11 protein-coding genes are annotated in these 11,607 nt (G+C 58.8%); 7 read left to right on the forward strand and 4 right to left on the reverse strand.

Annotation, left to right across the window (positions count from 1 at the left end; translation table 11 throughout):
* Positions 1-642: MFS transporter (locus EP30_RS07615; protein ID WP_140557509.1), on the forward strand; the 642-nt coding region annotated here is incomplete at its 5' end.
* Positions 643-670: 28 nt separating this feature from the next.
* Here the strand turns inward: EP30_RS07615 and EP30_RS07620 are convergent.
* Positions 671-1,195, reverse strand: coding sequence for a DUF3592 domain-containing protein (locus tag EP30_RS07620; RefSeq protein WP_140557512.1), 525 nt, complete (start codon positions 1,193-1,195; stop codon positions 671-673).
* A 249-nt stretch (positions 1,196-1,444) separates the two neighbouring features.
* Between EP30_RS07620 and EP30_RS07625 the strand changes: the two genes are divergently transcribed.
* The gene (locus EP30_RS07625) at positions 1,445-2,755 is read left to right on the forward strand and encodes an ABC transporter permease (RefSeq protein WP_094661900.1); all 1,311 of its coding nucleotides are present in this window, start codon (positions 1,445-1,447) and stop codon (positions 2,753-2,755) included.
* A 198-nt stretch (positions 2,756-2,953) separates the two neighbouring features.
* Here the strand turns inward: EP30_RS07625 and EP30_RS07630 are convergent, their stop codons facing one another.
* Positions 2,954-3,637 carry a TetR/AcrR family transcriptional regulator gene (locus tag EP30_RS07630; protein WP_140557514.1) on the reverse strand — a complete coding sequence of 228 codons (684 nt, stop codon included), beginning with the start codon at positions 3,635-3,637 and terminating at the stop codon, positions 2,954-2,956.
* Between the two features lie 140 nt (positions 3,638-3,777).
* Between EP30_RS07630 and EP30_RS07635 the strand changes: the two genes are divergently transcribed.
* A complete protein-coding gene (locus tag EP30_RS07635; RefSeq protein ID WP_140557516.1) occupies positions 3,778-4,701 on the forward strand; it encodes an SDR family NAD(P)-dependent oxidoreductase in 924 nt (307 codons plus the stop codon).
* On the opposite strand, the gene EP30_RS07640 is transcribed toward EP30_RS07635, so the two are convergent.
* Positions 4,629-5,189, reverse strand: coding sequence for a flavodoxin (locus tag EP30_RS07640; RefSeq protein WP_140557521.1), 561 nt, complete (start codon positions 5,187-5,189; stop codon positions 4,629-4,631). The two genes, EP30_RS07635 and EP30_RS07640, sit on opposite strands and share 73 nt — an antisense overlap.
* Positions 5,190-5,269: 80 nt before the next feature.
* On the reverse strand, positions 5,270-5,929 hold the full coding sequence (locus EP30_RS07645; protein WP_140557524.1) for a TetR/AcrR family transcriptional regulator: 660 nt from the start codon (positions 5,927-5,929) through the stop codon (positions 5,270-5,272).
* Positions 5,930-6,124: 195 nt separating this feature from the next.
* Here EP30_RS07645 and EP30_RS07650 point away from each other — a divergent pair, with 195 nt between their 5' ends.
* The 4 genes from EP30_RS07650 (at position 6,125) to EP30_RS07665 (ending at position 11,599) form a co-directional block, all read left to right on the forward strand.
* Complete coding sequence (locus tag EP30_RS07650; protein ID WP_140557527.1) at positions 6,125-8,161, forward strand: nuclease-related domain-containing protein; 2,037 nt, start codon at positions 6,125-6,127, stop codon at positions 8,159-8,161.
* Between the two features lie 97 nt (positions 8,162-8,258).
* Positions 8,259-8,609 carry a hypothetical protein gene (locus EP30_RS07655; protein ID WP_094661889.1) on the forward strand — a complete coding sequence of 117 codons (351 nt, stop codon included), beginning with the start codon at positions 8,259-8,261 and terminating at the stop codon, positions 8,607-8,609.
* A gap of 50 nt (positions 8,610-8,659) precedes the next feature.
* The gene (locus EP30_RS07660) at positions 8,660-10,573 is read left to right on the forward strand and encodes a hypothetical protein (RefSeq protein ID WP_140557530.1); all 1,914 of its coding nucleotides are present in this window, start codon (positions 8,660-8,662) and stop codon (positions 10,571-10,573) included.
* Positions 10,574-10,612: 39 nt separating this feature from the next.
* Complete coding sequence (locus EP30_RS07665) at positions 10,613-11,599, forward strand: nucleotide exchange factor GrpE (RefSeq protein ID WP_140557533.1); 987 nt, start codon at positions 10,613-10,615, stop codon at positions 11,597-11,599.
* Positions 11,600-11,607: the final 8 nt, after the last annotated feature.

Raw genomic sequence — 11,607 nt, forward strand, 5'->3', positions numbered from 1 at the left:
GTCGCATTGGTGGCGTTTGTGATCTCCCAGGCTCGAGTTCGTGCGCCAATGATGCCATTGCGACTGTTCCGCATTCGTGGCATGCAGGTGGCATTGATGATCGGTTTTGTGATGATCTTCAACTGGTATGGCATGGTGTTCATCTGCACGATGTTTCTGCAGACCGAACTCGGCATGGGCGCGTTCGCAGCAGGTCTTGTGTTCGTGCCGAGTGCGTTCGTCACGATCTTCGGCAACCTCATCGGCGGTCGGATCATCACCGCGCATGGTTCGAAGTTTTCGATCACGATGGGACTTTCGATCATGATCGTCGGATTCCTGTTCGAATTCCTCTATCCTGCGCCCATTCCCGTGTGGGTGATCGCGACTGGTCTGAGTGTAGTCGGATTCGGCGCGGCGATCACCACGCCCGCCGCGGCCGGTGTGGTGCTCAAGAGCGTGGATGCGGCACAGGCTGGCATCGCGTCGGCCATGTTCAACACGTTCCGTCAGGTCGGCGGTTCGGTCGGCGTGGCGGTGTTCGGTGTCGTCGCCACGTTTCTGCCGTCGCTCACACTGGCTCTGAGGGCGGTGTTTCTGGCGTCGGCCGCGCTGCTTGCGTGTATTCTCGTTTTCGAGCTATTGCGTTGGGGTGACCGCTGAAGTCTTGGTATGCCTGCAGCGGTCACGATCAGAGGAACGTCAGTGCAATGCCGATGGCGAAGGCGGCCGCCAGTTCGACCGCGCCGATCGCCAGCAGGATGATGGCGAGGATGGGTGTGTAGTTCGGAATGCGCTGCGCGAACGCCCGAGAGGGGTTCTCCGGATCGTAGTACACCGGCATCGCGGTGCCTTTCGGCCATAGACGTTCCGCCACGGCCCTGTAGTTGGTGACCATGCCGGCTTTGAGATGCAATACGTCCTTGTCTGATACATAGGCTCCCGAGTCCACGTAGGGATTCGTCGGCGTGATCTTGGTTGTGGTGATGATGCCCCGGAATTTGCGTGTGATCTTGTAGTTTCGGCCGTTCGCCTGATAGCCCAGTATGGGGCAGACGCAATCGTTGCCGTATTTGTAGTCGACCACCCAGCCGGTGGTGACGGCAACGCATCGCTGTATCTTGTTGCGCTGGTGCGCGATGATGACGAGTCCCACGATGATCAGAGGAAGACCGGTAAGAATAAACGGAGCTGTCATCACTATAGTGGTCTGCATCGTTGCGGTTCCATTTCTACTGCGTTCGTGTGCGTTCATCTGGGTGGGAATGATGGGCGCACGATTGATTCTGATCGTTGCTGATTCATCGTACTCTCGTCGTGCGGTTGCGTGCGCATCATTAATAACTCGACACCGTATTGCATATTGATGATTTTTATTCAACAGAGTGATGAATAAACTCAGTGCGTGCATGAAGCGAATCGCGGGTAATGCGAGTCGTGAACCGTAATCGGAAAAGAGGGAAACATGCGTGCGCAGATACAGCAATACGCCAAATACATCGTTCCGCTGGTGGCCATCGCCGCGGTGTCGTGCCTGATGGCGCTGATGTTCTATCCGATGATGAACGCCAACATCAAGGAGGTGCCCGTCGCCATACTGTCGCTTGACGAAGGCGCACAGACCGCACAGGGAACTACGAATATCGGCGACACGCTCGTCGACAAGATGACCTCCGCGTCGGCCGACTCCGACGAGACTCAGGCGATCTCGTGGCACAAGGTGGACAGTCGCGAACAGCTTGACGAAGGATTCGACAACCACGAGTACTATGCGGCGATCGTGATCCCCAAGGACTTCACCGCCAAGCAGGTGGCTGTCAAGCAGGCCGAGGCCAAGTCGAGCATCGAGTCCGCCACCAAGCTGGCTCAGGTCATGGCGCAGGCCCAGACTCAGGCGCAGGCCCAGGGGCTGACCGGTGATGCGGCGCAGGCTTTCGTGCAGGCCGCCATGCAGAAGGCGCTCGCCGAACAGCAGACGGCGTCTGGTGCTGCGTCCGGTGCGTCGACGTCGTCCGTCGCGGATTCCAAGAATGCGCCGACCGTCGAACTGACCATCGACAACGCCAAGAGCCCGATGCTGGCCAATCTGCTCAAGCAGAGTCTGCCCGCCATGCTGGAGAAAACCGGCGCCACGGTGAAGACCACCACGCTCAACGAAGGAGACGTGAAGACCAACAGCTCCCTGCCGACGGCCGCCATGATGGGACAGAACGTGCTCATCATGCCGACGTACATGCTGTCGATGATCGTGTCGCTGCTATGTGTGATGACTATCGGACGCAAGTCGTATGACAGCCGCACGCAGCGATGGACGGTATTCGGCGTGCAACTCGGCACGGGTCTGGTCTGGTCGCTGTGCGTGGCGCTCGGCGCTGATTGCATTTTCGCCATGCTCGGCTCCGGATGGCTGCCTGGTTCCATGGTTCTGTTCCTGTGGCTGGCGAGCTTTGCGCTGATGACCGTGTTCATGGGACTGATGAACATCAGCCGCCCGCTGGGCTTGATCTGCGCGGTGCTGGGACTGGGACTGGGCATGACCAGCGGTCTGTTCCCGTATGAGCTGCTGCCCGACTTCTGGCGCGACTGGATCTATGGTTGGGCTCCGCAGCGGTTCATCGGCGACGGTGTGCGTGCGGTGCTGTACCGCGGCGAGGGTTGGTGGAACGCCGGATCCGAACCCATGCTCATCATCCTGTGCATTGGTTTGGTGATCTTCGTATGCGCCGGACTGTTGCCGATCGGTCGTCACGCGGCGAAGGCCGGCGACGAGGCATAGTGATCACGCGTGCCGTTGCATGATAGTGATGGCGCGACACCTACGTGAAATACGGGCTGAATAGGACGTAATCCGTGATTCGTAGTGGTTTGCGGACGTTTCTGAGTTTCGAAACGTCCGCAAACCACTACGAATTTCCGGAATCGTCTTTTTCGGCCCGTATTGTTGGTTTTCGTCGTTTGTTGGCTCCTGCGGATTTTACTGTTTCGGTGACTGTTTCGGTGACGGCGTCGGCGTTGCGCAGCTGGTGTCGAACTCGACGGCGGTGTCGATGCCCCGGTGCATCAGCGCGGTCATGATGTCGGCGAGTTCGGATTCCGGGACCGCCATGCCGTCCTTTACCCACTGCTCCAGCACCGCGCAGATCGCCCTGGCCCAGTATCGGCTCGCATAGCGCGGCCCGGCTTCGGACGCAGCTGTTCCTCGATTCATGTTCCGCTGTATTGCATCCACGATGCGTTCGCCATATCCGGCTTCCAGCAGCAATCGATACTGCGATGCGATGCCGCGCACTTCGCCCAGCAGTGCGATCCATGCTTCACGGGTCTGCGTCAGCGGATCATAGGTGGTCAGTGTCGTGTCGACGGTGGCGATGAGGCCATTGAGATATTCGGCGAGGATCGCCTCCTTGGAATCGTAGTTGCGGTAGTAGGCGTTGCGTGAGACGCCGGCCCGACGGGCGATGTCCGTCACGGTGATCGACGAGAACGGCTTCGATTCCATGAGTTGGATGAGTGCCGACTCGATGCACGCTCTGACGAATGCGTTTGACTCCTCGTTATTGCGGCGTAGCGTGGCCAGACGTCGGTCGGCGTCATCGGTGAGACCGGTGCGTCTGAGGTTTTTTGCGCGGTCCGGTTCGTGGGTGCAATTGAATGCCATGTCACAGTTTCCTTCCAATTGTCATATCCGAGTCGAATGGCCTTGTGGTGGTGTCGAAAAGGATGATACACATGTTACATCCATAGCGGAGGCGGCACCGTGCCGCATTCGTCGCCTACCAATGGAGTGATGGAGTGAACATGACGCGCAGCGTAACGACCGAACCGAAAACCATCCTTGTCACCGGCGCCTCGGGCGGCATCGGCAAACAGACCGCACTGACGCTCGCCGTCCAAGGGCATACGGTGATCATGCATGGACGCAACCCCGACAAAACCAGCAGCGCCTGCGCATGGGTGATCGAACACAGTGGCAATCACAACGTGCACGCCCATGTGGCCGATCTGTCGTTGACGAGCGAGGTAGTGCGTTTCGCCGCGGAGATTCGGGAATCATATGAGTCGCTCGATGTGCTGGTGAATAATGCCGGCGGCCAGTTCGGTTCCAGTCGCGAGACCACGGAGGAAGGCCATGAGAAGACGTTCGCGATCAATACGTTGGCGCCATTTCTGCTGACGAATCTTCTGCTGCCGAAGCTGTGCGAAAGTCCCTCTGCCCGTATTGTCACCGTATCCAGCGAATCATATCGACAGGCGGGGCGGCCGCTGCTCGACGACATCGAACTTAAGCATGGCTATTCCCTGATACGCGCCTACGGATTCTCGAAACTGTACGTCTGGTGGCTGATGCGGCAGTTCGATGCACGGCTCAAGGCAGCCGGTGTGACGAACATCACCGTGAACACCGTGGAACCCGGTTCGGCCGTCACCGGACTGCAGCGCGAATCGCTGCGCAAATCGCCGTTCATGCTTCCGCTGGTGATACTGTGGCTGCCGTTCATGCGCACTGCACGCCATGGCGCCCGGACCAGCGTATATATGGCATCCTCTCCCAAGGTCGAAGGCGTGTCTGGCGAATTCTGGGGCAATTGCAGGCCCAAGCGCATTGACCCTCGATGGGTTTCGACGGATGGGGAGCGACGGATCTGGGATTATTGCGCTGCCGTTTGCGCACCGTACCTGCATGACGTCGCAGTGCCGCTCAGCCAGTGTCGGACGGCCTGAGCGGTGGCTTCCGGATCGCACTGCGCCGTAGTGCCCAGTACCGCGAGTCCGTTGTCGATGCGAACGCCGGCACCAGCCGCGGTGGCGATATGCGCCGGCGTTTCCTTGAATCCGCTCCCGCCGTGCGTGATGAACGGCAGAATCGTCTTGCCGCTCCAATCGTGGGATTCGATGAACGTATACAGGGCCAGCGGCGGCTCGCCGCACCAGATCGGATATCCCAGATATACGATGTCCGCCGCTGCGAACGCTTCCATGTCGCCATGTGTGACGATGTCAGGGCGCGCGTTTTCGGCCAGTTCCAGTTTGGCTCGGTCCACGGTGCCGTCGTAGCTCGTCGGATAGGGCTTGGCGGGCAAGATCTCGATCATGGGAGCTCCGGTCTGCCGGGCGATCTCGTGGGCCACCTTCGCGGTGTTGCCCTCCGTGACCGTTCCCACCTCGTAGTTTTCGTCAGCGCGTGAAAAATATACGATGACCGACCGCATGATCCCTCCTTGTGCCGGCTGTGATCCGACCTATCTGTCAATCTACTCGCACGCATTCCTTATATATCGGCCGTACTCTGCTATGCATTGCGTCCGTTTGGGGAAAGGTGCGGTTCGAGGGTGGGAGCCGCCTGACCCGGCGTGACGTCATCGGTGATGTCGATAATCGAATTGATCAGGTGCGACACGGTTTCGGGAAGCCCGGTCCTGGCGATCCACTGGGCGCCATCGGCATTGAATATTGCGGTGGCGTTCGACAGCACGCCAAGGACGCCGTTCGAAGCGAATTCCAGAACGAGCCTCTGGCCGGGATTGAGGTTCTGCCGGTCGAGTCCGATCAGATCCAGCCAGATGTCGATGACGAATTCCCTGAGCTGCTTGGAAAGGCTTGTGGACCCGTGTGGTCCGGTGATCAGTGAGATTCGATGGGCGCTGGTCAGGTATCGGGGTATATCGATAAATCTGGTGTATTCGTTACGGAAATCGATGTCGTCCGGCTGGCGGATCAGTCGAGTGACGTATCCTATGATGTCCTGATCCTGATAGATGGATGCGATGGCGTCGTCGGCCAGTTCGGTGATGTTCGTGTAGTGATAGTAGAACGCCGTGCGGTTGAGCTCGCTGACTCGGGTGACATCGCTGACGGTGATCTTGGCGTATGGCTTCTCCTCCAGCAGTTCCCAGAACGCGTTCTGCATCTTTATGGTTGCCGGTTGCTCGGCGGCTTTCGGCCGTGCCATGGGCTGCTCCTTCGTTGTGTGCTGATGGAATTCAATAATTCAACAGTGTATCGAAATTTTGATCCTTTCGTTCGTCGGTTCGATGATGGCGATGTGACGGCAGAATTGTGCCAGTGTCTATGGGGGGGGGGTTAGCTTGTTGGTATTGATCGCGCATCGGTGTGTGATTGGTGGGAAGGAAGGTGTGACACGAACATGGCTAACGTGTTTTCGCGTTTCAGAGGCCAGCCTTTCGCGCCGTCATCTCAAGTCTCTCCGCGTCCTGTTTCCATGGATGTCAATCGTCTGCGCCGAGCCACCGATGAGGAGATTGCCGCAGCATGGCCTGCGGCAATTGCACAATATGGTCTGCAGACGAATCCTGATGGCACTCCGGTCATCACCGCCGATCTACTGCCCAAAGCCGAGCAGAAGTGGGTGAAGGCATATCGCAGTACACTCGGTCATGATATCCACGGCGAACGTATCTATGGTCATCCCGGTTCAGGACTGTCCGAGTCCGGCTTCGGCAGCAGGCAGGTGCGTAGCGGCTCCCGCGGCGAGGAGGTATTCGCCAAACTGCTGACATGGGATGGCGTGCTCGACCGTTGCGTATCATTCTGGTCCGTCTGGAACATCGAAGACGATGGCAGTAAAAACGACTACGGCACCGACATCGACTGTGTATTGAAGTTCGGATCCCACATCTTTCTGGTGGATGTGAAAAACTATCGTGCGGGTCTTGATTACCACACACTGATTCCAGGGCACGCCATGTTCTGTGTATATCCGGTGGCACGTGTGGTGGCGAACGACCCCTATGTGTTCAGCTGCAACATGGGCATCGCGCAGGAGCACATGAGCGAGTACCTGTCCGACAGCGGATCCGACTGCACCGTGGAATCCTATGTGGTTCTGGTCCCCGGTCAGGCGGGCGAGGCCACGCTCGATGCCGACATCTGCTGGCCGGGTGGCATTCCCGCCATGTCGTATTCCTCGTTCGTGGCGATGATCCAGCAGCGGTTTTCCACGGACCCCTCCTATGCGTCGACTGAGCCGACATGGGAGGAAGGATATCTTGCGTCTCTGGTGAAGCTATACGAGCACCAGACCACACTCTCTCCGGATGAGGCGCGTGACCGGACCCTATGGCCGCGACCCACCTGCGACAGGGCACAGGGCATCGAATACCCGAACCCCAAACGCGCGGGCAAGGCCAAAAGCGGCACCGGCAAGTCCGCTAAGGGGAAGGCCGGTGCAAGTCGTCGTCACGACGATACCCGTGGCGAATCATCCTCGTCGTCGTCGGCTGCGGCAACCAAGACGCGGAAACCGGCGACGAAGCGGGGTTCCACTGCTGCGGATTCCCCCTCATCCAGCCGCGGCAAGTCGAAAACCCGCCGCAAGGCATCCAATCTGTCATCCATTCCCACGGTCGATCCCGCTACGATGTCCGTCACCTGTGGAGAGGACTCCGACGGCAATCCCGTGGCGGTGTCCTTCAGCGGGGTCTCGTGCATGACGATTGCCGGTGCCAACCGATCCGGCGAAGTGGGACGCACCTTCGCGCTGGCGGCGGCACTTGATCAGTCCAATGACGTGGATCTGCGAATCATCGACTGCAAACGGACCTCGCAGTTTTCCGTGTTCGCCGAGCGTGCCCATTCCTATGCCCGTTTGGGCGATGGGCTTGATCTGGTCGGCGGCGCGGTGCAGGATGCCTATACGTCGCTCAATTCGCGTCTGCGTAAGCTCCGCAAGGCGGGGATCTCCGACTACTGGTCCGATCCGGATCATGCTGGAATGCCGCTTGACGTGATGATGCTTCATGGCTGTGAGGACCTGTTCGACAAGTTCGATGCCGACGATGAATCGGACATCGACGAAACGGACGCCGAACAGCTCTCCGACATCCGACGTTACCTACGCAAGATCATCGACAACGGAGCCAAAGCCGGATGCTGCGTGGTGCTGTCCACACAGAACCCGTCAGCCAAGGCATTTCCCGCCGATCTGGTGGAATCCGCGCAGACCCGAATCCTCTACCGAATCGGGGTGAAGGGGCAGTCCACGGCGATGCTGCACGGAGTGGACGCCGCTTTGGCACGGAAGGCAACAGCGGCGGCGCTCGCCATAGGGGAGACGGATTTCGGCACGGCAGTCATGATCACAGCGGATGGATTGCGCGAGAACATCCGGTTCCATGCGCTGAATGCCGAAGCCATCAAGGAGCGATATCCGTTTGGCGGCTGACATGACGGAATCGGGTCTGCCGCGAGTATGGCGAATACAGACTTTGAAAGAAGAATGAGACACAGGGAATAGTAGGGGAAAGAAGGGAAACACGACCATGCAATATATCATTGCTTTGATCCTCATAGGTATAGCGATCTGGTTGATCATCAAGCTGATCATCTGGTTGCTGTCACTCGTCCCGATGATCGCGGGAACCATTATGACGCTTTTCGTCGGCCTTATGGCACTTGCGTTGGCGTTCGGCGTTATCAGGGGCTTGGCTCAAGGGTTCAAGGAATACTACTCGACATTGACCGACGTGTACGGAACCCGGGCGGGCAAGATTATCGGCGTGGTGTTGACCCTTGTCTGGATCGGCGTCATCGTATTCCTCGGCCGCATGGCGATACTTGGCCTGATCGAGCAATACCAGCAACTGTCACAGACCGTCTCGCAGATGAGCTGACCCTTCATCGGATGCGGATATTCACCAGTCGGAAACGTTGAGAGGAAACCATGGGCAACACGAAGGAACAGGAACCTTCCCGGACATCGTATTTCTACGGTCCGGGGTTCGGCGATATCGTCAGGGTCATCACTACCACCAAAGCGAACATCGGCAAATCGATTGAGGATATCACCGCCAAGGCAGCAAGCAAGCCGATCGTGCCCTCACTCATCATCATGGTGCCTCAGGTGGCGCTCCGCTACATCTACTGGCTGTTCTCCGCGGGTTCGATGGTGATCGCCTCGGCGTTCATCTGTCTGGCCATGCTGTTGCCTCATGTGATCGGCTTCGTGCTGATCGACATCATCGGCATAGTGCTCAGTCAGATTGCGCGATTGTTCGACCTGCTGTACTTCCAGATCCGCAAGGTGTCGAATGTCTGCGACACATGCCACAACCGATTCGCTTTGCCTGTCTACGTGTGCGACCAATGCGGAGCCAAGCATCTCGCTCTGCTACCTGGCAAGTACGGTATTCTGCATCACACCTGCACATGCGGGCAGAAACTTGCATGCAGTGTGCTCGACCGCAAGCATCCCCGACGGGATTTGCAGGCCCTGTGCCCGTTCTGCTACAAGGCCGGTCGTGAGGAGTCCGTCCTTTCCAGCAATAGCCGTGCCATCTGCATTCCCGTGGTCGGTGGAGCATCGGCCGGCAAGAGCGCGTTCATTACCGCGTATGCGCAATCCGTCATCGATGACAGGGCTCCGAAGAACGGATTGCACGTACGGTTCTACGACGACGATCGTGAACGCATGTATCAGTCCATGACCGCCGCGTATCGCAGCGGTGTAGTGGAAAAGACCTCGACGGTCACCGAACAGGGGCGTAGCAGTACGATCTCGTTCAGCTTCTTCCTGGAAGGCGATGGTCTGGTTCCCTCCCGCCTCATGCAGATCCTCGACATCGCCGGTGAGACGTTCACGAATAACGACGAGAACGAGGAACAGAACCAGTATGAGCATTGCGAAGGCATTGTCCTCGTCATCGACCCGTTGAGTATTCGGGACTTTGCCGCGAAATGCAAAGACAGCCTTGATCCCGGGGACAGTGGATCGATCAGCAATGCCCCTCTTGAGGATGTGAGAAGCGCGTTGCACATCAAGCTGCAGAACGTCTCGGACACCGACCGAAACGGTAGGATCCGCACTCCTCTCGCCGTGGTGATCAACAAGATCGACTCCACACCGTTGTTGGAGGAGCGGATCGGTAGCAAAGCCGTGAATGCAGTCATGGCGGCCGATCCCGAAACCTTCACCGACCCGGCGAACACCACCGATTTCCTGTGTCGGCAGTTCCTTATGGATTATGACATGGGTGATGTGGTGGCTCACATTGAACAGGACTTTGCGACATCCCGTTTCTTCGCCGTGAGTTCCATAGGCCACACCGCCGGCAATGGCAAGGGGTTTGAGCCATATAACGTGACCGACGTCGTCGATTGGATTCTGGACATTCAGGACCCAGCCCTCGGCAAGGCCCTTGGGGCCCGGACGTATGCCAAGGCGGATCTTCCTGTCAAGGAACCGTTATATGGCCTGTTCGACCAGATTCTGGAGAATGCCAGGGTCCAGGCCGCGGCTCAGGCTCAGGCGGCGTCGCAGCCTCAGGCCGCTCCTTCGCAGGCGGCGTCGCAGCCGATGCCAACTCCCACCCAATCCTCGTCAGCCACTACGGGCGTGCCGGAGCAGCCGACGGCAGCTACTCCAACACCGTCGGCATGGGGCTCGTCTTATGCCCAGAGCCAGACCGCTCCCAATCCGCAGCCCGAACCGGCTTTTCAGCCCCAGCCTGCCCGGCCTGTCGAACCTGTCGGTTCCAGTCCCGAGAACCCGGCGCAACCGGAAACCCCTCCGGCGAAACCAAAACGTCCGGTTTCCCCGCTGGCTCCCCGTCGTCCCCAGCCGCGTAAGCGGCACTGATCCGGTCCACATTTCCTCTCACCATGCAAAGGACAGCATATGAGCACTAACAACAATCAAGGCTGGCCATCCCCGCTCGGGGCCGCACCGCAGCAGCCACAGCAACCGATCGCTCCCCAGGCCAATGCGCAGTGGGGTTCCATGCCTCCGAGCATCGCGCCGCAGTCCGGACGAGCCGACGATGTTCTGGTGGAACCGTCATACGACGGCAGTCCGTCCGCATTCAGCGCAATGCCGCAATCCACGGAACTTCCTCCGGTACCGCCAACGCCTCCGGCGGCTGCCCCATCGGTGACCACCGAATCCGAGGAACGGACGATGCCATTGCCGGACGCGGTCGAACAGGAAACTCCCGTCGAGGAGACACCATCCGTTTCCGAAGCGGAATCTTCCGATACGCCGGAGTCTGCACAGGAAGTCCCCGTACAGAGGGTCGCCGACGAACAGGTGCTGAACACCGTTCAGGAGGTATTGCAGACCGCGCAGAGCACTGCAACGGAACTTACCGATATCAAGGAATCCTTGGACGCACTGTCACAGCAGTTCACCAAGCGACTCCAGTATGACGATACGAAGGAAACGATCATCGATCGTCAGCATTCGGAACTGCTCAAGCTGCGTGAGGGACTCAAGGACAACCTTATCCAGCCGGTGCTATACGACGTGGCCGAAGCTCTGGACACCGTGCGCAAGATGCGTGCCGACCTGTCAGCGGAAGGCGAGAAGACGGATCGTGCGTTCGAGGACATCGAATACATGCTGCTGGACATCCTCGAAAAGAACGATGTCGAGGAAGTGGCGAGCGAGCCCGGAGACGCGTTCAACGCGTCACGCCAGCGCATGGTCAGGTACGAGGAGACCGATGATCCAGCCAAGCGCAAGACCGTCGTACGCTCGCTCGCTCCCGGTTACCTGTTCGGCAAGACCGCACTGTTCAAGGAGAAGGTCGTCGTGTACAAGGTCGTCGCTCCGGCCGCTCCGGCTGTTCAAGCTGCGGCGCCGACGGTCACGACCGCCGGCGAGTGACTCCAACC

The organism is Bifidobacterium sp. UTCIF-39 (assembly GCF_006408715.1).
In the GTDB taxonomy this organism is placed as follows: domain Bacteria; phylum Actinomycetota; class Actinomycetes; order Actinomycetales; family Bifidobacteriaceae; genus Galliscardovia; species Galliscardovia tissieri.